Genomic DNA, 22,443 nt, shown 5'->3' on the forward strand with positions numbered 1-22,443 from the left:
ACCGCGGGCCCCGGCTCAGCGGCGCAGCGCCCCGCCGGGCGCGGCGTCGCCCGCCGCGAGGCCCGTGGTGCGGTAGCCCTTGACCCGCTTGCCCACGGGGCTGCCGGTGCCCGCCCAGTCGGTACGGACCCACAGGGCCCTCTCGTCTTCGCGCTCCCTGCGGCCGATCCACCCCGCCTTGAGCCGGAGCCCGGCCCCCGCGCCCGCGAAGGCGAGGCCGAGGACGGCGGGCGCGGCGAACGAGGAGGCGACGCCGAGCACGAACGCGCCCACGAGCCACCAGCGGTGCGCGCGGCGCCAGGCGCGCAGGGTCACGGCACGGTCCTGGAGGAAGTCGAACTTGCCCGCGCGGGAGGCACGTTCGGCCCAGGCACGGTAGCGGCCGCGGCGCACGAGCGCGACGAAGGCCGCGCAGACGACGAACAGCGCCGCGCCCGCGTACCCGCCCACGCGCCGCCCGCTGAGCCCCGGCAGGAGCAGGCCGATCGCGGCGGAGAGCACCCCCAGCCAGAACAGCGGTGCCCAGCCCGCCCGGACGATCACCGCCACCCGTGCGAGCGACTGCTGCCCTCCGCGCGCCACGATCTGCCTCCTTTGTCCGTGCCGTTGGTGGCCGCACAGTAATCAGCGCATGTGAGGGAGGTATGAGAAAAGCTGAACGCGCGCTGAGAAAACGTACGGAGCGGGCGCGGCGGGCGCCTACTCGGCGAAGAGTCCGCGGGCGACGGCCGCGGCGTCGAACTCCTCAAGGCGCGTGGGCGCGTCCGGCAGTTCGTCGCACATGGCCTCCAGCAGGACGCGTCCGAGCAGCATGGGCGCGCAGACCGTGTCGAAGGCGAGTCCCGTGCCCACGGCCGCGGGGATCAGCAGATCGCTGTGGGCGGCGACCGGCGCGAACGCCGAGTCGGCGACCGTCACCACGGTGAGACCGGCCTTCCGGGCGTGCCCCAGCGCCTCCACCACCTCGCGCGGGTGGCGGGGCAGGGCGAAGCAGATGAGTGCGGTGGCGCCGGCGCGGCGGGCCGCGTCGAGGCGGTCGACGAGCATCGTGCCGCCCTCGTCGAGCAGCCGCACGTCGGGGTGGACCTTGGCGGCGAAGTACGCGAAACCCCGGGCCTGCGAGGAGGCCGCGCGCAGCCCGAGCACGGGCAGCGGCCGGGACGCGGCGAGCAGCCGCCCGGCCCGCTCGACGGGCGACGGGTCGGCGAGCAGCGCGGCGAGCTCGCGCAGATTGTCGATCTCACCGAGGACCGCCTGCTGGTACGCGTTGTACTCGGCCCCCTCGTCCGCCTCCTCGGGCGCGGCGGCGGGCGCGACCTCGCGCAGGTGGCGGCGGAGCGCCGGATAGCCGTCGAAGCCGAGCGCGACCGCGAACCTGGTGACGGACGGCTGGCTGACCCCCGCCAGTTCCGCGAGCTCCACACTGGACAGGAACGGGGCGTCTCCCGCGCGGCGCACCATGCTGTGCGCGATGCGCCGCTGCGCGGGCGTCAGGCGGTGCCCCTCGAAGAGGCGCTGCAACCGCTCTGCGGGGGTGTCGCTCATGCGAGCACGGTATCAGCGATCCATTCACGACCGCACCCGTATGCATACATCCATACAGAACGCCGGAGCGGTCCCTCCGCCGGACCCAGGGCCACGCAGAGTGCCGTTTTGGCGACCGGCCGTGACATCCGTACTGTAGGTCTCCGACGTGGTCGTGCACCCCGGAGGCCTCATGAGCGATGTCGAGAAACTGCTGTCCGCCCTGGAAGAGGAACTCTGGCGGGCCAACCGTGACGGGGACGGGCCGGCGTACGACCGGCTGCTGCGCAGGGACGCCCTTTTGGTGAGCCGCTTCGGAACGGCCGGCAAGGAGCAGATCGTTCCGCTGATCGAGGCCAATCACAACCCGTTCGTACGCAGCGAGTTGAGCGGCCAACAGGTCCGGCTGCTGTCGCCGGACAGCGCTTTGGTCACCTACCGGGTCGACTACACGGCCCGGACGGACCAGGGCGACGTCGACCACGCCGCTCTCGCCACCACCGTCTACAGCCGCGAGGACGACGCCTGGCGTGTCGTCCTCCACCAGCAGACGCCCCTCTAGACCGCACCCGGCCGCACTGCGAGCAGTGCGCGCAGCACCCGGGCGAACGCCGTGGGGTGGGTGACGAACCCCGCGTGGCCGCCCGGGAGGACGGCGGGCTCCCGGCCCAGCCGGACGGCCAGCGCCCGCCCCGCCGCGTGGGCGAGCTGGCCCTCGGAGGCGTCCCCGACCGCGACGGTGACCCGGGCCGGCACCGACGACAGGGCGTCGACGTCCGGTACGTAGTCGGCCGCGGGCCCGACGACGTGGGAGAGGAAGTACTCCAGGTTGCGCTCCATGCGGACGAGCCGCCTCTGCGTGTTCACCGCGGCCCTGGGGCTCTCGGGCGCATGGCGCCCGGGGTGCCGCACCCTGTCGAGGCCGGCCGCCGCGACGAACGCCGCCATGCCCGCCCGCACGCCCTCGCGCGCGTGGACGGCACGGGCCTCGGCGAGCGCGGTGCGGCGCGGGTCGCCGTCGGGGAGGAGGGTGACGGCGGGCGGCTCGTGGGCCACCACGGCGCGGACCAGTTCCGGGTGACGGGCGGTCAGGGACAGCGCGATCTGGCCGCCACTGCTGCTGCCGAACACCTGGGCCGGCCCGTCGCCGACCGCGTGGAGCAGCCGCCGGGCGTCGTCGGCGTGGACCTCGACCGGGACGTCCACCGGATCGCCGTCGAGACGGCTGCGGGAGAGCCCGCGGCAGTCGTAGGCGACGACGGTGAAGGCGTCCTGGAGCAGCGGTACGACCCCCTCGAAGTCGCGCGCGTCGTCCGTCCCTCCGGAGATCAGCAGCAGCACCGGTCCGGCCCCGGACACCTCGTAGTACAGCTCCGCCCCCGGCACACCGAGGTAACTCATCGTGGTCTCCTCCCCGTTGGCACGGCTCGATCAGCGGCCTGACCTGGCCGCCGGCCGGCCCACCGGAGCAGGGGACGCCGTGTCCCCTGCCCCGGTGGGACCGCCCGTCAGGCCGGCACCGCCGCCTCCACGGCACCGGCTCCGTCCTCGGCCGTGTCGTCGCCCCGGATCTCGCCGGCCAGGAAGTCGGCGAGAGCCCGCACGGTCGGACTGCTCCACAGGATCGTGGGAGGCAGGTCGACGCCGAAGCGCCGGTGCAGCCGGACCCTGAGCCCCACCGTCATCACCGAGTCGACCCCCAGCTCGACCAGCGGACGGTCGACCGCGATGTCGGCGGTGGGCAGGCTGAGCTCGGCGGCCACGCTTCCGTGCACCTCGGCCAGGACCCGCTCCGCGATCTCCCCCTCGGACAGCGCCGCCCAGTCGACCGTTTCGGCACCGGCCCCGTACTCCTCCGCCTCGGCCGCCTGCAGCCTTGAGAACACCGGGAGCGACCGTTCCGGCAGCACGCGCAGGATCGCGGCGTACGGCGAGCGGAGCTGGTCGGCGAACGACCAGGCGCGGAACGCCTCGGCCGCGGAGATGCCGCCCAGCCCCCGTGACTCGGCCTCCAGGATGGTGGTGCCGGCCGTGGTCTCGCCCATACCCGTTCCCCACCACTGCGTCCATCCGAGGCTGGTCGTCTCGGTGTGGCCGTCCGCGTGACGGAGCACCGCGAGCGCGTCCAGGAACGAGTTGGCCGCCGCGTAACTGGCCTGCCCGGTGAGCCGGACGAGTTGCCCGCACGACGAGAACATCGTGAAGAAGTCCAGCGTGCCCGCGGGGAACAGCCTGTGCAGCGCCATCGCGCCCCCGGCCTTCGGGGCCAGCGTCGTACGAAGGCCCTGCCGGTTCGTCTTGTCCACCAGCGCGTCCGACACGACACCCGCCGCGTGCACCACCCCGCGGATGGGCGGCAGGTCCAGCGCCGACGGCGACAGGGCTGCGGCCGCCGCGTCGGCGTCCGAGATGTCCAGCGCGAGCACCCGGACGGTCACGCCCCTCGCCTCCAGCGCGAGTACCGCGTCGACCCGGGCCCGCACCGCGGGCTCCCGCACCCGCTCCCACTTTGACCGGGGCGGCAGTCCGCGCCGGCCCGCCAGCACCAGGCGGCGGGCGCCCCGGTCTGCCAGGTGCCGGGCGACCTCCAGACCGATCCCGCCCAGCCCACCGGTGATCAGGTAGGTGCCGTTGGGCCGCAGTTCCGGAGCCTGGTTCCCGGCCGGCCGCTCCACCTGCGTCAGCCGCGCGGCGAACGCGCCGTCCTGTGTGACCGACACGATGTCCTCGGTGCCGTCCAGGCCGCGGAAGAGGTCGAGCAGCAGATCGGCCGTGCCCGCGCCGATCGGGGCCGCCTCGGCCGCGAGGTCGACCACACCGCCCCACAGGTCCGAACGCTCACCGGCGATGATCCTGGAGACCCCCCACAGCGGCGCGTGGGACAGATCCGACTCGCGCCGGGGCGCGCGCACGCCCGTGGTCACGCACCACAGTCTGAGCGGCTGCCCGGTGCCGTCCGCCGTGCGCGACGGGCGCCGGCCCAGGTGCTGAGCGGCGTCGATCAGCGTCCAGGCGCACCTTTCGGCCGCCTCTTCCGGCGTCTCCCCGGCGCGCTGCGGTTCCGGGGCCACCACCAGGACCCCGTTGCCGTTCCCGGGCACGTGGGGCAGGTCCTGGGCCCGCTCCAGTCGCAGGCACGGCACGCCGCGCGCGGCGAACCGCTCGGCCAGCGGCGCGGTGACCGCCTCGGCGCCGAGCAGCACCGCGTGCTCGACGGGGAGGCCGGAGTCCGTCGACGGCCCCACCGGTTCCCAGGCGATCTCGTGCACCAGCCGGCGCGGCGGCAGGGCGCTGCCCGGCTTGTCGTGCACCTGAGTGAAACGGAGGCCGGTCGCCTCGCACACGACGTTGCCGTCCATGTCGGAGACCAGCACGTCGATGGTGGTCTCCGGCGATGCCGCGGACCGTGTTGTGTGCACGACGATCCGCCCTGGCGGATCGCCCCGGAAGGCGATCGCGTCGAGATGGGAGGACGTGCGCAGCGTCCGCGAGTCCTCCTGGGTCACCAGGACGCCGCTCACCGTCAGAGCGCCGTCGATCACGGCTGTCCAGCTGCTCGGGTGCAGCTTCGGCGTGTGGTCGACGGTCACGACGGCGAGTTGCTCCGCCGCGTTGCGCCTCAGCTCCTCGACCACCCAGGGGAACGTGTAGCCGTCCACTCCCATGTTGCGGAAGATCTGGTCGACGCGGGTCCAGGTCCACTCCTCCGGGCAGCGGGCGCGGATCGCCTCGACGTCCTCCATCGGCCGCGACCCCACGACGGCGCCCCGGTCCACGTTCGCCGTGGCGTGGGTGATCCACTCGTGGTCCTGGTCCTCGTCGCCTCCCGCGCCGTCGGCCCGCCGGATGCGGCTGGCGAGCCGCACTTGGTTCTGGTCGAGCACGACCTGCACCACGCGGGGCGGGGTGGCCGCGAGCGGGGTGCGCAGCACGATGTCGGTCAGCCCCGGGGTGCCGCCGTCGCGGGCCGCCGCCGTGACGAACGAGTTGATCACCACGGAGGCGGGCACCGTCTCGACGCCCACCACCTTGTGGTCCTGGTGATACGGGCGGCTCGACATGTCCAGGTGGGTCTGCCACACGCGTTGCGCGGGAGCGCTCGCCACCGTGCTGAGCCCGCCCAGGAGGGTGTGGGTGTCGGGGTCGTGGCCCCGGCCGCGGCTCTCGGCCGACCTCTCCGGGAAGATCCAGTAGGGGCGGTGCTGCCAGTGCACAGCGGGCAGCGCGGCCAGCTCGCCTTCGTACCGCCAGTCCACCTCGACGCCCGCGCAGTGCAGCTGTGCGAGGTTCACCAGCAGCGTGCCCAGCTCGGGCTGGTCGCGGCGGAGGCTCACCGCCACCAGCACGTCCTCCGCACCGGCCGCGTGCGCCGTCTCCGTCACCGAGTGCGCCACGAGGGGGTGCGCGGACACCTCCAGGAAGACGCGGGCACCGTCATCGAGCGCCGCCGCCACCGCTTCGGCGAAGCGCACCGGCGCACGCAGGTTGGTCTCCCAGTACGCCCCCTCCCGCGGCTGCCCGGAGCGCGGGTCCTCCAGGGCCGTGCTGTAGAGCGGCACCCGGGGCTTCCGGGCGGTCAGTTCCCGCGCGGCGGCCGACACCTGCGGCAGCACGGCGTCCATGTGCGGGCTGTGGAAGGCCACGTCGCTGTTGACCCGCCGCACGTCCACTCCCTCCGCCCGGAGCCGGCGTGCCAGCTCCCCGACGGCCTCGGTGTCACCGGAGACGACGGCGGACCGGGCGCCGGCGGAGATGGCGGCGACCACGTCGGCACGGCCCGCGAGACGTTCTGCGGCCTCCGCGAAGGGCAGGCCCACCAGCGCCATGGCTCCTCGCCCGGCCACCGCCTCCAGCGCCTTGGCCCGGCGGCAGGCGAACCGGGCCGCGTCCTTCAGGCCGAGCGCGCCCGCCACCACGGCTGCCGCGATCTCGCCCACCGAGTGCCCGATCACCGCCGCCGGCCGCGCGCCCTGCGCGTGCCAGGTCTCGGCGAGCGCCACCTGCATGGCGAACGTCATGGCCTGGACGGTGGTGACGGTCCACGGGCCGCCCTCGTCGATCACTTCGCGGGGCGTCCACCCCAGCTCGGCCCGGAAGACCTCGGCCAGCTCGTCGACGGTCCTGGCGAAGGCCGGGGCGTCGCGCAGCAGCCCCCGGCCCATGCCGGTCCACTGGGCTCCGTGCCCGGAGAACACCCAGACCGCTCCGGGGGCCCCGGCCACCACCTGCCCGAAGGCCACCTGGGGCGACCTGTCGCCCGCCGCCAGGACGTCCAGTCGCTCGGCCAGCTCCGCCTTGGAGGAGGCGACGACCGCGCCCCGCACCGCCAGGTGCGACCGCCGGCGGGTCAGCGTGTGCGCGACGGAGGAGAGCGACGTGCCGGTGTCCTCACGGACCCACTGGGCCACCGACCCGGCCAGCGAGCGCACCCCCGCCTCGGCGACGGCCGAGAGGGGGAAGACGCGCGGGGTCTCCTCGGGCCCGGCGTCCGGGGTCCGGCCGGCCGGTGCCTCGGGCGCCTCCTCAAGGATCAGGTGCGCGACCGTGCCGCCCACGCCGTAACTGGACACCCCCGCACGACGCGGGCCGTCCCGGCGCGGCCACCGCGTCGTCTCGCCCACCAGGCGGAGCCCCTGCGCGGCCAGATCGAGATCGGGGTTGACCACCTCGTGCGGGCTCGCCGGGATCAGGCCGTGCTCCATCGACAGCACGACCTTGATGGCGCCCGCGATGCCCGAGGCGGCTTCCACGTGCCCGATGTTGGGCTTGAGGGTGCCGAACAGAAGGGGGTCGCCGGCCGGGCGTACCGCGCCGAGCACGGCGCCGAGGGCCCGGCTCTCCGCGACGTCCCCGAGGGGCGTTCCCGTGCCGTGCGCCTCGACGTAGTCGACGGAGGCAGGCTCGATGCCCGCCCGCTCGTAGACCTGGCGCAGCATGTGTTCCTGCGCGTCCCCGTTGGGCGCCATCATGCCGTCGGACCGGCCGTCCTGGAAGACGCCGCTGCCCACGATGACCGCGCGGACGCGGTCGCCGTCGCGGCGGGCGTCGGTCAGGCGCTTGAGCACCATCACTCCGGCGCCCTCGCCGCGGCCGTAGCCGTTGGCGGCCTGGTCGAACGCCTTGCTGCGCCCGTCGGGCGCGGTCGCGCCCGCGGCGTCCAGGGCCACCACCAGGGCGGGCGTTGCCATGATGTTGATGCCGCCGACGATCGCCAGCGGTGTCTCGCCGAGCCGCAGACTCTGCGCGGCGACGTGGAGGGCGGTCAGCGAGCCGGCACACGCGGTGTCGACGGCGATGCTCGGACCGCGCAGATCGAGGAAGTACGAGATGCGGTTGGCCATCCCGTAGTACGTCGTTCCGTTGACCGCCCAGGCGCCCGTCCGCGGTATGTCCTCCAGCAGCCGGCGGCCGTAGTCGTTGGAGTTGGCGGACATGTACACGCCTGCCTCGGTACCGGACAGGGAGAGCGGCGGCACGCCCGCGTCACCGAGCGCCTCCCAGGCGAGTTCGAGGCAGATGCGCTGCTGCGGGTCGAGGAACTCCGCCTCGCGCGGCGTGATCTGGAAGAACTCCGCGTCGAAGCCCTCGATGTCGTCAAGGAAGGCCCCGTGACGGGTGGTCTTGCGCAGGATCGCGGTCGCTTCGGGGCTGCCGGAGGTGTAGGGCTCCCACCGCTTGTCCGGCATGTCGCTGATCCTGCTTGCGCCGTCGGCCAGGAACGACCAGAGCTTCTCCGGCGTGGCGAGGTCCGGGGCGAACCGGCAGCTCATCCCGATGACCGCGATGGCGTCGTCGGCCTCGTCGCGCGGTGTCACCGTCGGTTCCCCCCTTCGGCGGCCGACTGCGCCAGCCGTCTCCGCAGGCTCAGCGGCCGCAGGTCCTTCCACACCTCGGCGATGTGCGACAGGCACGCGTCCTTCGTTCCGTCGAAGCCCGTGGCCGTCCAGCCCTCCGGGATGTCCCGGTCGGCCTGCCAGATCGAATACTGTTCCTCGTGGTTGACCACCACGAGGTAGTTCCGGTTGTCCGTGCTCAATGTCGCTCCTGAATCCGTTCCTTGTACCGGGAGAACCGCAGGGCCGTACACGTGCGTCAGCGGACGAGGTGCTCCGCCGTGGAACCACCGGACCCGGTCAGCGATCCGATGTAGCCGGCCATGTCGGCCGGTGACCGGATGGCGTGGGCGTCGACGAGGCGTGCGACGTCCGGGTCCGGAGCCGGTGAGAAGCGGTGGAGTCGCTGCCGGGGCGCTCCGGTGCCGGGACGCCGCGCGAGACGGGTGGCGATGCCCGCGACCCAGACCTCACGGGCGTCGAGCCGGCCGACCAGGTCATACCACTCCCGGTCGGGCATGGGCCGCGGGTCGTGTCCCGCGGCGCGCAGCCCCTCCAGCAGCAGCCGGGTGCCGCCGACCGTTCGGGGAACGGCGTTGACGATCCGGCAGCCGGGCTCGTCCGTGCTCCGGCTGACGGCGGCGATCGCGCGCGCGGCGATGTCCGCGGGCAGCGCCTGGAAGAGTTCGTTGTCCGGATCGTCGAAGCTGCGTGGGTAGCGGCCGGTGACCAGCATGGCCCTGGTCCAGCTCCAGATCGCGTCGGAGGTGTTGATCTGGAAGAGGCGGCGGTCGCCGAAGACGCTGGGGATGCGCACCACGGCGGCCGGGACCCCGAAGTGACCCGCCTGCTCCGCGTACAGTTCGGCGACCGCTTTGGAGCGCACGTAGCCGCTGCTCTGCCCCGGCAGGCAGCGCACCGGGACCGCCCCGACCTCGCTGCCCTCGGGCAGGTCGGCGGCCTCGAAGACGGCGCTGGTGGAGACCAGCGTGAGGCTCTTGCGCACGGTGGTCGCGGCGAAGGCCAGCAGGGCGGCGGCACTGTGCGCGTTGACCTCGGCGAGCCGGTCGTACGGATAGATGTGGTTGACCCAGGCGGCGGCGTGCACGACACGTCCCACCCGGCCGCACAGGTCCCGGTACGCGTCAGGGGCGAGGCCGAGCAGCGGCCGGCCGATGTCACCGCCCACGACCTCGACACGCGACGCGTACCGCTCCCGCCACAGTCCCAGCTCCCGCAGCCGTGCCACGAGCCCGTCCCTGCGATCCGCCCCGCCACGCAGCAGGCAGACCACGTGCGCGCCGCTCTCGGCGAGTTCGGCGAGGAGGAAGGCGCCGACGAACCCGGTCGCCCCCGTGAGCAGGACCGTACCGGGCTCCCCCGCGGGGAGGCCGGCGCCGCCGGCCGGCGGCCGCACGGCCGCCAGCCGGGAGTCGATCTCGGCCCGCACCGCCCGCAGATCGTTGGACGAGGTCGGCGGGCCGTCACCGAGGGCCCCGGGCGCAGCATGCGCCGCAGCGCCGTCGCTGTCCGTGGCCGCGGGTCCGGGCCCGGCCGTCAGACGGTCCACTTCGTCCGCCATCGCCTGGAGTTCGGGTCGCCGGAAGAGGGTGTCCAGCGGGACCTCGACGCCGAGCCGGGCCCGGATCGTCGACACCAGGTGCACGACCATCAGCGAATGGCCGCCCAGTTCGAAGAAGTCGTCCTCCGCGCCGACGTGGTCGACACCGAGCAGCTCCGCCCAGATCGCGGCCAGAGCGACCGCCGTGGGGCCCTGCGGCGCGGCGGACCGGGTGGGCTCCCGGCCGGCGTCGCGCTGCCGGGCCGCGAGCGCCTGCCGGTCCAGCTTGCCGTTGCGGGTCAGCGGCAACGAGTCCAGGAGCACCACCGAGGACGGGGCGAGCCAGTCCGGCAGAGTGCGCAGCAGCGCACGGCGGACCCGGGTCGGGGTGACGTCCCTGCCGGGCTCGGGCACCACGTAGGCCACGAGGGTCTTCCCGCGGACGCGGTCGTCGGTGACCAGCACCGCGCTCTCCGCGACCTCGTCGAGCCGGCCGAGTGCGGCCTGCACCTCTCCGGTCTCGACCCGGTGACCACGGATCTTGTACTGGTGGTCGAGCCGGCCGAGATGGGCCAGCTCCCCGTCCCTGAGCCGGACGGCCAGGTCCCCGCTCCGGTACATCCGGGCGCCGGGCTGCGGACTGTAGGGGTCGGGCAGCATCCGCTGCGCGGTCAGGGCTGCCGCGCCGTGGTAGCCCGGGGTGACGCCCGCGCCACCGACGAAGATCTCTCCGGGGACACCGGGAGGCACCGGCCGCAGCTCGTCGTCGAGCAGGTACAGCGTGAGATCCGGCAGCGGACGGCCGATCAGGGAGCGGGTGCTCGCCGTGTCCGCCCGGGTGATCCGCCGGAAGGTGACGTGCACCGTCGTCTCGGTGATCCCGTACATGTTGACCAGCCGGGGCGCCTCGTCGCCGTACACGTCCGTCCAGTCGCGCAGGGACGGCAGGTCCAGTGCCTCGCCCCCGAAGACCACATAGCGCAGGGCGAGCGGCCGTGGCGCGTCCAGCAGGACCCGGGAGAGCTGTCCGAACGCGGACGGGGTCTGGTTGAGCACGGTGACGTTCTCCCGCTGAAGCAGCTCGGCGAAGGCGTCCGGTGCCCTGGTGACCCACTGCGGCACCACCACCAGCCGGCCGCCGTGTGCCAGTGCCCCCCACAGCTCCCACACCGAGAAGTCGAAGGAGCAGGAGTGGAAGAGCGTCCACACATCGGTCTCGTCCAGGTCGAACAGCCGCCACGCCGCGGTGAACAGCCGCAGCGCGTTGCCGTGCGAGACGACGACGCCCTTGGGGGCGCCGGTCGATCCGGAGGTGTGGATGACGTACGCCGGCGAGTCCGCGGCCACATCGGCGTCGGCCGGCCCGGCGGGTGCCTCAGCGAGTTCGGGTGTTCCCCCGTCCAGCACCACGGGCTCCGGGAGATCCGCGGGGAGCCGGTCCAGCAGGTCTCCGGTGACCAGCGCGGTCGTCACGGCGCAGTCCGCGAACTGCGCGGCGGTGCGCTCGACGGGGCTGTCGGGGTCGACCGGCAGATAGGCGGCGCCCGTCTTGAGGACTCCCAGGACCGCGGCCGGCAGGTCCACCGTCCGGCCGAGGACCACTCCGACGACCGTGCCGGGGCCGACGCCGCGCCGCCGCAGGACGTGTGCGATCCGGTCGGCCCGCTCGTTCAGCTCCCGGTAGGTGAGCTCGGTGGTGTCGTCCGACACCGCGGGCGCCTCGGGCCTGCGCCGCGCCTGTTCGGCGAAGCGGGCGTGCAGGGTCTGCCCGGTTCCCTCCGGCGGGAGGGGTGCGGGCCCGATCAGCTCCGCCTGCTCCGCCTCGGTGAGCAGGGGCAGGGTGGTGACGGGACGGTCCGGCTCGCACGCCGCGTGCCCCGCCAGCCGCGTCAGCCACTCGGCGTACGAAGCCACCGTCGACGCGTCGAACAGCTCGTCGTCGTAGGGGAGGTAGCCGACAACACGGTCGTCCTCGCACCACAGCTCGGCCATGAGGTCGAAGTGCGTGGCCCCGCCGTCCAGGTCGGCGAAGGCGACGTCGACCCCCGGCAGGTCCGGTGGGGTCGGCGCGCCGTCGCGCAGGCTGAACGACGTCTGGAAGACCGGCGTCACCCCCGGCCGGCGGGCCGGCCGCAGCTCGCTCACCAGCATGTCGAACGGGACGTCCTGGTGGGTCATCGCCCCGGTGAGCGCCTCGGCCGTGCGCCGCACCAGCTGCCTCAGCGACGGGTGGTCCCCCACGTCGACCCGGATGGCCAGCCAGTTGAGGAAGTAGCCCACCATCCGCTGCAGTTCGGGCCGGGACCGCCCGGCGACGGGTACGCCGACCACGATCACGTCCTGTCTGACCAGCCGCGACAGCAGCGCGAAGTACACCGCGAGGAACACCGCGTTGAGGGTCGTGGACTCCTCCTTGGCCAGGTCGCGCAAGCGGGCGACGAGGTCGCCGGGGAACTGGACGTGGTGGAAGGCCCCCTGGCGGGAGCGGATCGCGGGCCGGGGGCGGTCGGTGGGCAGTTCCAGCAGTTCCGGGGCGTCGGCGAGCCGGTCCCGCCAGTACGCGAGGTGCCGGTCGGTGGTCGCCGGGCCCAGGGTGGTGCGCTGCCAGTGGGCGAAGTCCGGATACTGCAGCTCCTGCGGCGGCAGTGCGGTGCGCCGGCCGCTCTCGTCGGCGTAGAGGGCGCCGAGGTCGCCGAGCAGGATGCCCAGGGACCAGTAGTCGGAGACGATGTGGTGCTGCGTCAGCAGGAACAGGTGGTCGTCCGGTGCGATCCGGTACAGCACGCATCGCAGCAGCGGTCCGGTCCGCAGGTCGAACGGTGCGCCGACGGACGCCGAGGCCCGCGTACGGGCCTCCTGTCCCGGATCGGCGGCCCCGGAGCAGTCCTCGAAGGACAGCGGTACCTCGACCGCGTCGCGGACCACCTGGCGGGGCCCGGCGGGCGTGTCACGGAACACGGTCCGCAGCGTCTCGTGCCGCGCTGCGAGACGGCCGAGCGCGCGCCGCAGGGCCGGCACGTCGAGCCCTCCGCGCAACCGCAGCGCCACCGGCACGTGGAAGATCGCGCGGTAGGAGACCAGCTCGTTCATGAACCACAGCCGCTCCTGCTCGAAGGAGAGCGGCACGCCGTCGTCGGTGTCCGGCCGTCGCCGGACCCCGGGGGCGGCGCCGTCGCGCGCCAGGACGCGCTCCAGAAGGGCGCGTTGTGCGGGGGTCAGCGCGGCCAGCCGCCGCTCCAGGGCGTCGTCGGCCGCCGGCCCGGTGCGCTGCTCGGACATTCCACTCCTCTCCGCGCGGGGCGGTGGTAGCAGGGTCGGTGGTCGGTCAGCGTGCGGTGAAGCCACCGTCGACCAGCAGTTCGGTGCCCGTGGTGCCGCCGGACTCCGGGCCGGCCAGCCACAGGCAGGCGGCGGAGACCTCCTGTGCGGTCACGAGGCGCCCGATTGCGTGGTACGACGACGAACTGCGCTCGTAGTCCTCCAGGGAGGAGCCCATCGTCCGGGCCACCGCCCGCGTGCTGTGGCTGCCGAGGCCGTCGTCGGCGGCCACCGTGCTCGGGCACACCGCGTTGACACGGATGCCGTGGCGGCCGTACTCCAGGGCCAGCGCCTTGGTCAGCCCCACCACGCCGTGTTTGGAGGCGACGTAGCTTGAGTACATCTCGAACGCGACCCTGCCCCCGGTGGAGGCCGTGTTCACGATCGTCCCGGAGCGCCGGGCCACCATGTGCGGCAGCACCGCGCGGCAGCACCGCCAGGTGCCGTTGAGATTGACGTCGATGACGAGGTTCCAGTCGTCCTCGCTCAGCTCGTGCGAGCGGACACCGCCGGGGGCGAGCAGGCCGGCGTTGTTCACCAGCACGTCGATCCGTCCGAACTCGGCCAGGCCCGCCGCCACCGCCGCTTCCACGGCCGACCGGTCGCGCACGTCCGCGACCGCCGTCACGACCCTGCTGCCGGTGCGCCGGCACGCGGCCGCGGTCTCCTCCAGTTCCCTGCGCTCCGCCAGCGGGTACGGGCCGTCCTGTCGACAGCGGTCCACCAGCAGCAGGTCGGCGCCCTCCCGCGCGAACGTCAGCGCGTGCGAGCGTCCGAGCGAGCGCGCCGCGCCCGTGATCATCGCCACCTGTCCGTCAAGTCGCATGCGGCGCCCCTATCCCACCGTGGCGCCGACGGCGGCGCCAGGGCCGGTCCGCTCGCGCAGCTGTCCGGAGATCCGCCCCAGCGCCGTCGTGAGCACGTCGGCGGACCGGGTCAGGTCGGTGATCGCGATGTGCTCGTCGCTTGTGTGGTCCAGGTGCGCGTCTCCGGGACCGTACGCCGCCATCGGCACGCCCCACTCCTCCACCACGTTCATGTCCGACGTACCGGACTTGAGCTTCAGCGCGGGCTGTCCGCCGTTGCCCCTGATCGCCGCCCGCAGTGCGCTGACCACCACGTCGCTGCTCGGGCGGCGGACGGCGGGCACCCGCTCGTCGAACCGGACCCGGCCCCCCGCGGACCGCGTGACGTACCGCTCGAACGCCTCGAAGTCGAAGCCCGGCGGGACTCGGCAGGTCAGGAAGGCCTCCGCTGTGCTGAGGTCGCCCGTGAGCCGCACCAGCGTGCCCGTGGCCGTGCCGAACGAGACGGGATCGGCGGACGCGGAGACCGCTCGCAGATAGTCCTTCACGCGCCGGGAGAACTCGACCGCCGCCTCGACCGCCGTCGGCGCGGGGCTGCTGGTGTGCAGCGGCGGAGTGCTGGTCTCGTACTCGACGCCGACCCTGCCCTTGTAGCCGAGGCAGACGCCGTCCCACCCGCTGGGCTCGCCGATCACGACGGCGGCGGGCGGGGCGACGGTCGACATCAGGTGGCGTGCGCCGCGCGACCCGGCGACCTCTTCGCCGACCGCGCCGACCACGTGCACCCGGGCTCCTGTCGCCCGGGCGGCCGCGCAGACCATGGCGGCCATGGGGCCCTTGGCGTCCACAGCGCCCCGGCCGTAGAGCAGGTCGCCCACGTGGCACACCGGGACCCGGCCCGGCACCGTGTCGATGTGGCCGAGCAGCATGATCACCGGCGCGTCCCGCGGGCCGGCCACGCCGTGCGCGTTGCCCGCGGCGTCCACGTGCGCGTCCATGCCGAGCGCCGCCATCTGCTCGGCGAGGAAGGCGGCCAGACGGCCTTCCTGTCCGGACACCGAGGGGATGCACAGCATCGCGCGCAACAGCCAGGCGGGGTACGCGGAGGAGAACGTCATGCCCGGCCCCCGTCCGTCCCGACGGGCCCGGCGGTGCCGGGCGGCGGGCCCGTGACGACCGTACCGCCGCCCGTCAGCGCCGCCGTGACAGGCCGGTCGACCAGGCCGGAGGCGACGACCACCTGCGGGACCCGGGCCCGCGCCCGCAGAGCGGCCCGTACCTTGTGCCGCATCCGTCCGCCGGCTCCCGGCGGTACCTGCGCGAGTTCCCTGATCACTGACGCGGGATCTTCCGGATCGGCGAGGACACCGGGCGCATCCGTCAGGAGCACCAGCGCCGCCGCGTCCAGCGCGACCGCGAGGCTCGCGGCGACCTGGTCGGAGTCGACGTTCAGCAGCCGCCCCCCGCCTTCGGCGGCGGGCGGGGACACGACCGGGACCAGGCCGGCGCCGAGCAGCGTGCGCAGCAGTTCGGGCCGCACCGACGTGATCCGCCCCGACAGGTCGTCGCGGATCAGCAGGACCCGGCCGTCCTCGACCGAGCGGATCACCTGCTTGCGCTCGGCCGTGACCAGGCCGTCGTCGGCTCCGCTCAGGCCGACGGCCCGGACGCCCCGCGCCAGCAGCCCCCCGACGAGGGCCGGTTTCACCCGGCCGAGCAGCGCCATGGTCACGACGTCCATGGCGGCGGCATCGGTCCTGCGGCCCCGGGTGCCGTCCGGTGACCGCACCGTCCGCACCGGCAGACCGACCGCCTCGGCGAGCCTGTCCGCCTCGGTCCCCCCGCCGTGCACCAGCACCACCGGCACGCCCGTCTCCACTCGGGCGGCCACGTCGTCCAGGACCGGCTCGGGCCGTACGCCACCGCCGATCTTGACCACCAGCAGGCCGTTCGCCCGCGTTGCGCTGTCGGACTCCATCGTCACCCCCTCACACCGGATGCAGGCCGGGAAACTCCAGGCCGGTCCGTTCCTCGAACCCCTGCGCGACGTTCAGGCTCTGCACCGCCCCGCCGGCCGCGCCCTTCACCAGGTTGTCCAGCGCGGCCACCACGACGACGCGCAGCCCGTCGTCGTCCACGTCGAACCCGAGGTCGACGAAGTTGCCGCCGCACAGGAACTGCGGGTCGGGCAGCCGGTGCAGCCCGCTGCGGTGCGCGACCAGCCGGACGAACGGCTCGTCGGCGTAGGCGTCCCGGAAGGCCGACCACACCTCGGCCCGTGCGACCGGACGCGGTGGACGCAGATGGGCGACCACCTGCACCCCGCGGACGAGCGGCACGGCGGTCACCGTCATCCGCGCCCGTACACCGCACAGCCGGGCGATCTCCCGTTCGTGACGGTGCCCGGTGGCCTTGTAGATCCGCATCGCGTGCTGTCGCTCCGGGTGATGGGTGGCCGGGCTCGGCTCGGCACCCGCGCCGCTTGAGCCGGTACGGGCGTCGACGACGGCGTCGTCCCGCGTCAGGCCCGCCGCGGCCAGGGGCCGGATCGCAACCGCCGCGGCCGTGGCCATGCACCCCGGCACGCTGATGCGGGTCGCGCCGGCGAGGGCGCTCCGGTACAGCTCGGGCAGCCCGGTGACGTAGTGCGCGCCGCCCGGCCCTTCGGGGTCGCGGAAGTCCGGGCCGAGGTCCACCACGGTCCGCGCCGCGGAGGTGATCCGATCGTGGACACGGGCCAGTTCACCGCGGGGCAGAGCGGAGAACAGGACGTCGACGGGTTCCAGGGTGTCCGGCTCCGTGAAGAGGAGGCCGGCGTGGTGGCGGAGATGAGGGTGGACCAGCCCGACCGGGCGGCCCGCGTGCCGGCGGGAAGTCGCCTGCACGACGTCGAGTTCGGGATGCCCGAGGGCGAGCCGCAGCAGTTCGCCGCCCACGTAGCCGGCGGCACCGAGCACGGTTGCCTTCATGAGGCCGCTCCCGTGGTCGCGTCGAGGAGGTGGTCCACGATCAGATCGGCGACGGGCAGGTCCGGGTGCGCGTCGGCCAGACCGTGGAACTCCACGGCACCGTTGACCTCCAGTACGCGAAGGTTCCCCGCGGCGTCCTCCAGCAGATCCACGCCGAGGACACCGCCGCCGACCGCGGCGGCGGACCGCTCGGCCAGGCGGGCGAGTTCCGGGTCGAGCGCGTGAGCGGTGGACCGCGCGCCGCGAGCGGTGTTGCGCACCCAGTGGTCCGCCTCACGGACGACCGCGGCGACCGCCCGCCCGCCGACGACGAGGACCCGCAGGTCCCGCCCGGACAGGAACTCCTGCGTGTAGCCGAGCTTCTGTACCGGTGAGGCCATTTCGGCGCGCAGCGCGAAGACCGCCTCCGCCGCGTCCGCGTCCCCCACCCGTGCCAGCGCGCGGCCCCATGAGCCGTTGACCGGCTTGACCACCGCCGGGTAGCCGACCTCGGCGACGGCCCGGCCGCCGCCCGCCGCGTCCAGGGCGACCACGGTGTCCGGGGTGGGCACGCCCGCCCGGTGCAACGCCAGTGAAGTGGCGATCTTGTTGTCGCAACATGCCAGCGTCTCGGGTGAGTTGACCACCGGGACGTCCGCCGCCGCACACCACCGGCTCACCTCGGCCCGGCGGATCGCGGACAGCGCGCGGTTGAGCACCGCACGCCAGGGCGGCGGCGGTCCGCCGACCCGGTAGACGATGGAGCGGTCGTCGACGTGCTCATACGCGACACCCCGGCGGCGGAAGGCGTCGAACAGCATCCGTTCCTCGATGCGGACGCGGGTCGCGACGAGCGCGAACGGTCGCGCCGCGCACTGTCCGTCGTCGCTCACTCTCCCCAGTCCTCTTCGACCTCCGGGGCCCGGGCGAGCACGGTCGGCGCCACCGCCACCACCTCCAGCTCGCTGGAGCACTCGCCACACACGACGATTTCGGCGGCCATGACGTCGTCGGGCACGGAAACCGCTCCCCGGCATTCAGGGCATGCAGTCATAAGTTGCCTCCCGTAGAGTCTGCAACTAGGGTCAGGACTCGACAGAGACTCTACAAAGACGCTAACACAATCGGACCGTCACACACTTCAATCGACGAGAGTGGGACCGTGACTGAATCCGCGTCGACCGAGGCCGAGCGCACTCATTCCGTGGTGACCGTCGACTTGACGCCGTATCGGAACAACATCGCCCTCACCACGGACAAGACTCTGCACCGCGGCATGCTGAACGTCTGGGGCAACAGCCTGCCCGCCGAGGTGCTGCCCCACGACGGGCTCACCGTCGGCGGCATCCCCTTCAGGGGAGTCCCCGGCGGCGGCGCCGAGCCGGACAACATCCGCTGCGCCGGCCAGTACCTGGCACTGCCGCGGACGACCGCCGACTGGCTGCATCTGCTCGCCACCTCAGAACGCCGCTGCGAGGAGACGGCGTTCGTGCACTACGCCTCCGGCGCGACCGACCCGGAGTGGCTCCGGGTGTCGGACTTCCTGCCCGCGCGGGCGCACTTCGGGGAGTTGCTCGCCGCCCGCTCCGACGCGCTGCTCTATCCGCACCACCGCCAGGAGAACCTCGGCGGCCGGCTGTGGGCGGTGCGGGTCCCGGTCACCCGCCGGGAACCCGTGTGCGGGCTGCGCCTGCCCGACAACCCCGCGCTGCACGTCTTCGCCGTGTCGCTGGAGTGTGTGCGGTGACGGCGCCGGTCGCCGAACGCGCCGAGTGGTCCGTCGACTGGTACGACGACCTGTGCAGCTGCCTGCAGATCGACATCGGCCACGTGCTGGAGCGGGCGGGCTGGGACCCGGTGCGGGCACTGGGCGCCGGCTGGCGGTTCCGGGCGCCCGCCGGACCGGTCGAACCGGTCGAGTACTACCACCCCGCGGGCGACGCGCTCGAAGACCTCCTCTGCCTCCACCACCCGGTGCGGCTGCGCTGGCACCGCCCCGCAGGGCCGGCCGACGCCCACCGGGAGCTGGTGGCGTCGCTGGCCCGGGGCGTGCCGGTGGTCGCCGCCGTCAACAACTTCCACCTGCCCTTCCGCCCCGCCTACCACGACGTGCACGCGGCCCACCTGCTGGTGGTCACAGGACACGACGCCGAGAGCGACACCTACGACGTCACCGACCCCATGCCGCCGGCGTTTCGCGGCCCCCTGCCCCGCGGAGTGCTGGAGGAGGCGCGGGGCAGCATCAGCGTCGAGGATGCGAGCGATCCGTTCTTCGCGGGCAGCAGTCCGGCCTGGCGCTGGCTCGAAGTGCGCCCGACCGGCCCGCAGCCGCCCCTGACCTGGCCCTGGCTGCGCGAGGTCGTCCACGGCAACACGATCGCGCTGCGGGCGCCAGGGCACGGGCCCTCGGCCCTCACCGCACTGTTGCGCGCCCTGCCGGACCGGGTCGCCGAGCAGGGTCCCGGGGTGCTGCGCGAGGTCTACGTGCTCGGCTGGCCCGCGCAGGCCGAGGCGGCCCTGCACGCCGGGTTCCTGACCCGCGCGGCCCGCGCGCTGCGGCGTCCGGAACTCGCCGAGGCCGGCCGGTGGGTGGACCGGGTGGCCCACGGATGGACGGGACTGCGGATGGCGGCGGCCCACGGGACGGTGGACCGGCTGCCCGACCCGCGGCACCTGCTGGCGCGGGGCGAGAACCTGGTCCTGGCCTGGGAACACTGCCTGACGCACCTGGAGCGGCTCGCCGGAGGTCCGCGATGAGCGCGCTGGCGCTGCTGGGCGGACCGCGCGCGGTCCCGGCGGGCGTGGACGGCGGACCGTGGCCTGTGGTCACGGCGGAGGACGAACAGGCCGTGCTGAACGTGCTGCGCGGCGGCAGGCTCACCTCCACCGCGGCGGGCGAGACCGAGGTGCCCGCGCTGGAACGGGCGTGGGCCGACCAGGTCGGGACCGCCCACTGCGTCGCCGTATCCTCCGGGACGGCGGCCCTGCAGATCGCGCTGGGCGCCCTCGGGATCGGTCCGGGCGACGAGGTGGTGGTGCCCGCGCTCACCATGAACGCGACCGCGCACGCGGTCCGTCAGTGCGGTGGTGTTCCGGTGTTCTCGGACATCGAGCCCGACACGTTCACGATGGACCCGGCGCGGGCCCGCGACGCTCTCGGTCCCCGTACCGCCGCCGTGCTGCCGGTGCACCTGCACGGCCTGCCGGCCGGCATGGGGGCACTGCTTGAGGTGGCCTCCCGGCGGGGACTGCCCGTCGTCGAGGACGCGGCCCAGGCGCACGGCGCGGCCTGGCGGGGCACCGCGACGGGAGCGCTCGGCGCGCTCGGCTGCTTCAGTCTGCACCCCAGCAAGAACCTGCCGACGTGCGGCGAAGGCGGACTCGTCACGACGGACTCGGCGTCGCTGTACCGAGCGGCGGTGGCGCTGCGGAACTTCGGGGAGCGGCCACCCGCGCGCACCCGCAGCTACCTGGCACACCGTCCGGGCCTCAACGCCCGGATCGGCCCGGTGCAGGCCGCCTTCACCCGGTCGCAGCTGGCGCGGCTGCCCGCCTACGCCAAGGCCCGCGAGCACGCCGTCGTCGCGTTCCTCGACCGGCTGGACCGGCTGCCCGGACTGCGGGTGCCGTATGTGCCCGCCGACCGCACCCATGCCTGGCACATCGTCAGGCTGCGGATCGTCCCCGAGGAGCTGGACCTCGCCGGCGTACCGCCCGCCGCCGTGCGTCGGGCGCTGCACCGCGTCCTGCGCGCGGAGGGCGTGCCCGTGTCGCAGTACCAGGTGGCCCCGCTGCCCGCGCATCCGGCGTTCCGCGGCGAGACCTCCCTGGAGCAGGTCGCGGCCACCCACCCCGTCAGCTGCGCCACCGTGGACGGCACGCTCTGCCTGCAGCGGCGCCACCTCGGCCCGAACGCGGCCGCCGCCCTCGCGGCGTATGCCGACGGGTTCGAGAAGGTCTGGGAGCACCTCGGCCTGGTGCGGCGGATGGCCCGGGCGCAACCCGCCCGCGACTGGCGACACGACGTGGCGGGAGACTGACATGCGGCGGGAGACCGACGGGGGGAAGGATCTGCGTGCCGTGGCGCACGGTCTGCGCCGCGAGGTCGTGCGCATGGCCGGCGGCCCGCACGGCGCGCACGTGGGCGGAAGCCTGTCCTGCGTGGACATCCTGACCTCGCTCTACTTCGAGGTGATGGCCGAGCGGGACGCCTTCGTGCTCAGCAAGGGGCACGCGGCACCCGCCCTGTACGCGGCCCTGGCAGCCGCCGGGCGGATCGACGCGGAGGAGCTGGCCGGCTACACGCGGCCGGGCAGCCGCCTGTTCGGGCACCCCCCGCAGGGCCTGCCGGGCGTCGGGTTCGCCACGGGCTCCCTCGGCCATGGCCTGAGTCTCGGCATCGGTCTCGCCCTGGCCGAACGGCTGGGCGACGGCACGGGCCGCGTCTACGTGCTGCTGGGCGACGGCGAACTGCAGGAGGGCAGCGTCTGGGAAGCGGCGATGTACGCCGGGCACCGGGCGCTCGACAACCTGGTCGCCGTCGTGGACCGCAACGCACTGCAGATCACCGGCCCCACGGAGGACTGCGTGGCGCTCGAACCGCTGGCCGACAAGTTCACCGCGTTCGGCTGGCTGGCCCGCACCGTGGACGGACACGACCTCGGCGCCCTGGGGAAGGCGCTGGGCGAGCCCGCCGGACGGCCGGTGGCGGTCGTCGCCGAAACGGTCAAGGGCCGTGGCGTGCCCTTCCTTGAGGGCCGGGCCTCCAGCCACTACGCGACCCTGCGCCCCGCGCTCGTACGGCGGGCGCTCGCCGCCCTGGACGCGAAGGCACCGGCGTGACGGCCCCAGCGGCCGGCCCGGAGCCGGACGACCCGAGGCCCGCCGACTCACCGCCCGCGGACCCGCGCAGGCTCTACCGGGAAGCGCTGCTCGCCCTCGCCGCCGTCGACGAGCGGGTGATCTGCCTCGACTCGGACACCGGAGGGCTGGAGTCCACCTTCGGCGCCCGCTTTCCCGACCGGTACGTCAACGTCGGCATCGCCGAAGCCAACATGTTCGGCATCGCGGCGGGCCTCGCCTCGCGCGGCTACCGGCCGTACGCGCACACGATGGCCGCCTTCGCCACCCTGCGGGCCGCCGAGCAGCTCAAGGCGGACATCGTGGGCCACCGGCTGCCGGTCCGGATCGTCGCCACCCACGGCGGTCTGTCCGCGGCGCACTTCGGCAACAGCCACTACGCGCTGGAGGATCTGGCCGTGGCCAGGGCCCTGATGGATCTGGCGGTCGTGGTGCCGGCGGACGCCGCCGAGATCGGGCCCGCCGTGCGCGCCCTGCACGCCGTGGACGGGCCCTCGTACCTGCGGCTGGGCCGTTCGGCCACCCCCTCGGTGCACGGGCTGGGCCGTTCGGCCACCCCCTCGGTGCACGGGCTGGGCCGTTCGGCCACCCCC

The 22,443-nt window shown here is 74.1% G+C and carries 18 protein-coding genes; 6 read left to right on the forward strand and 12 right to left on the reverse strand.

Annotated features, from left to right (window positions below; all coding sequences use genetic code 11):
* Positions 1-15: 15 nt before the first annotated feature.
* Both ABEA77_RS11025 and ABEA77_RS11030 read right to left on the reverse strand, forming a co-directional pair.
* On the reverse strand, positions 16-582 hold the full coding sequence (locus tag ABEA77_RS11025) for a hypothetical protein (RefSeq protein ID WP_345644691.1): 567 nt from the start codon (positions 580-582) through the stop codon (positions 16-18).
* Positions 583-699: 117 nt separating this feature from the next.
* A complete protein-coding gene (locus tag ABEA77_RS11030) occupies positions 700-1,545 on the reverse strand; it encodes a MurR/RpiR family transcriptional regulator (RefSeq protein ID WP_345644694.1) in 846 nt (281 codons plus the stop codon).
* A gap of 172 nt (positions 1,546-1,717) precedes the next feature.
* Between ABEA77_RS11030 and ABEA77_RS11035 the strand changes: the two genes are divergently transcribed.
* Positions 1,718-2,086, forward strand: coding sequence for a nuclear transport factor 2 family protein (locus ABEA77_RS11035; RefSeq protein ID WP_345644697.1), 369 nt, complete (start codon positions 1,718-1,720; stop codon positions 2,084-2,086).
* On the opposite strand, the gene ABEA77_RS11040 is transcribed toward ABEA77_RS11035, so the two are convergent.
* From ABEA77_RS11040 to ABEA77_RS11085, 10 genes are all read right to left on the reverse strand, one after another.
* The gene (locus ABEA77_RS11040; RefSeq protein WP_345644700.1) at positions 2,083-2,925 is read right to left on the reverse strand and encodes an alpha/beta fold hydrolase; all 843 of its coding nucleotides are present in this window, start codon (positions 2,923-2,925) and stop codon (positions 2,083-2,085) included. The two genes, ABEA77_RS11035 and ABEA77_RS11040, sit on opposite strands and share 4 nt — an antisense overlap.
* Positions 2,926-3,032: 107 nt before the next feature.
* Entirely contained in the window at positions 3,033-8,339 is a 5,307-nt protein-coding gene (locus ABEA77_RS11045; protein ID WP_345644703.1) for a type I polyketide synthase, read from the reverse strand.
* Positions 8,336-8,560, reverse strand: a complete 225-nt coding sequence (locus ABEA77_RS11050) for an MbtH family protein (RefSeq protein WP_345644706.1) — start codon at positions 8,558-8,560, stop codon at positions 8,336-8,338. Before ABEA77_RS11050 ends, ABEA77_RS11045 begins: the two co-directional genes overlap by 4 nt.
* A gap of 56 nt (positions 8,561-8,616) precedes the next feature.
* Positions 8,617-13,197, reverse strand: coding sequence for a non-ribosomal peptide synthetase (locus ABEA77_RS11055; protein ID WP_345644709.1), 4,581 nt, complete (start codon positions 13,195-13,197; stop codon positions 8,617-8,619).
* A 46-nt stretch (positions 13,198-13,243) separates the two neighbouring features.
* The gene (locus tag ABEA77_RS11060) at positions 13,244-14,062 is read right to left on the reverse strand and encodes an SDR family oxidoreductase (protein WP_345644712.1); all 819 of its coding nucleotides are present in this window, start codon (positions 14,060-14,062) and stop codon (positions 13,244-13,246) included.
* 9 nt (positions 14,063-14,071) lie between these two features.
* On the reverse strand, positions 14,072-15,160 hold the full coding sequence (locus ABEA77_RS11065) for a M20/M25/M40 family metallo-hydrolase (protein WP_345644715.1): 1,089 nt from the start codon (positions 15,158-15,160) through the stop codon (positions 14,072-14,074).
* Positions 15,157-16,020 (reverse strand): [LysW]-aminoadipate kinase, encoded by an 864-nt coding sequence (locus tag ABEA77_RS11070; protein ID WP_345644718.1) that lies wholly within the window; start codon positions 16,018-16,020, stop codon positions 15,157-15,159. Before ABEA77_RS11070 ends, ABEA77_RS11065 begins: the two co-directional genes overlap by 4 nt.
* A gap of 10 nt (positions 16,021-16,030) precedes the next feature.
* Entirely contained in the window at positions 16,031-17,011 is a 981-nt protein-coding gene (gene argC, locus ABEA77_RS11075; protein ID WP_345644721.1) for an N-acetyl-gamma-glutamyl-phosphate reductase, read from the reverse strand.
* The gene (locus tag ABEA77_RS11080; protein WP_345644724.1) at positions 17,008-17,883 is read right to left on the reverse strand and encodes a RimK family alpha-L-glutamate ligase; all 876 of its coding nucleotides are present in this window, start codon (positions 17,881-17,883) and stop codon (positions 17,008-17,010) included. Before ABEA77_RS11080 ends, argC begins: the two co-directional genes overlap by 4 nt.
* Entirely contained in the window at positions 17,880-18,044 is a 165-nt protein-coding gene (locus ABEA77_RS11085; RefSeq protein ID WP_345644727.1) for a lysine biosynthesis protein LysW, read from the reverse strand. The genes ABEA77_RS11080 and ABEA77_RS11085 overlap by 4 nt, the downstream gene beginning before the upstream one ends.
* Before the next feature lie 108 nt (positions 18,045-18,152).
* Between ABEA77_RS11085 and ABEA77_RS11090 the strand changes: the two genes are divergently transcribed.
* The 5 genes from ABEA77_RS11090 to ABEA77_RS11110 all read left to right on the forward strand — a co-directional run.
* Positions 18,153-18,737 carry a hypothetical protein gene (locus tag ABEA77_RS11090; RefSeq protein ID WP_345644730.1) on the forward strand — a complete coding sequence of 195 codons (585 nt, stop codon included), beginning with the start codon at positions 18,153-18,155 and terminating at the stop codon, positions 18,735-18,737.
* Positions 18,734-19,747, forward strand: coding sequence for a BtrH N-terminal domain-containing protein (locus ABEA77_RS11095; protein ID WP_345644733.1), 1,014 nt, complete (start codon positions 18,734-18,736; stop codon positions 19,745-19,747). Before ABEA77_RS11090 ends, ABEA77_RS11095 begins: the two co-directional genes overlap by 4 nt.
* Entirely contained in the window at positions 19,744-21,030 is a 1,287-nt protein-coding gene (locus ABEA77_RS11100; protein ID WP_345644736.1) for a DegT/DnrJ/EryC1/StrS family aminotransferase, read from the forward strand. Before ABEA77_RS11095 ends, ABEA77_RS11100 begins: the two co-directional genes overlap by 4 nt.
* A gap of 40 nt (positions 21,031-21,070) precedes the next feature.
* Positions 21,071-21,832, forward strand: a complete 762-nt coding sequence (locus ABEA77_RS11105) for a transketolase (protein WP_425588255.1) — start codon at positions 21,071-21,073, stop codon at positions 21,830-21,832.
* Positions 21,829-22,443 (forward strand): transketolase family protein (locus ABEA77_RS11110; protein WP_425588256.1); only part of this gene is annotated, 615 nt, incomplete at its 3' end. The genes ABEA77_RS11105 and ABEA77_RS11110, both read left to right, overlap by 4 nt.

This window comes from Streptomyces tremellae (assembly GCF_039540215.1).
GTDB lineage: Bacteria > Actinomycetota > Actinomycetes > Streptomycetales > Streptomycetaceae > Streptomyces > Streptomyces tremellae.

Excerpts from the sequence above, each read along its gene's own strand:
- ABEA77_RS11055 (WP_345644709.1), bottom strand. The coding sequence starts at position 13,197 with ATGTCCGAGCAGCGCACCGGGCCGGCGGCCGACGACGCCCTGGAGCGG.
- ABEA77_RS11030 (WP_345644694.1), bottom strand. The coding sequence starts at position 1,545 with ATGAGCGACACCCCCGCAGAGCGGTTGCAGCGCCTCTTCGAGGGGCAC.
- ABEA77_RS11060 (WP_345644712.1), bottom strand. The coding sequence starts at position 14,062 with ATGCGACTTGACGGACAGGTGGCGATGATCACGGGCGCGGCGCGCTCG.
- ABEA77_RS11085 (WP_345644727.1), bottom strand. The coding sequence starts at position 18,044 with ATGACTGCATGCCCTGAATGCCGGGGAGCGGTTTCCGTGCCCGACGAC.
- ABEA77_RS11065 (WP_345644715.1), bottom strand. The coding sequence starts at position 15,160 with ATGACGTTCTCCTCCGCGTACCCCGCCTGGCTGTTGCGCGCGATGCTG.
- argC (WP_345644721.1), bottom strand. The coding sequence starts at position 17,011 with ATGAAGGCAACCGTGCTCGGTGCCGCCGGCTACGTGGGCGGCGAACTG.
- ABEA77_RS11070 (WP_345644718.1), bottom strand. The coding sequence starts at position 16,020 with ATGGAGTCCGACAGCGCAACGCGGGCGAACGGCCTGCTGGTGGTCAAG.
- ABEA77_RS11040 (WP_345644700.1), bottom strand. The coding sequence starts at position 2,925 with ATGAGTTACCTCGGTGTGCCGGGGGCGGAGCTGTACTACGAGGTGTCC.
- ABEA77_RS11035 (WP_345644697.1), top strand. The coding sequence starts at position 1,718 with ATGAGCGATGTCGAGAAACTGCTGTCCGCCCTGGAAGAGGAACTCTGG.
- ABEA77_RS11100 (WP_345644736.1), top strand. The coding sequence starts at position 19,744 with ATGAGCGCGCTGGCGCTGCTGGGCGGACCGCGCGCGGTCCCGGCGGGC.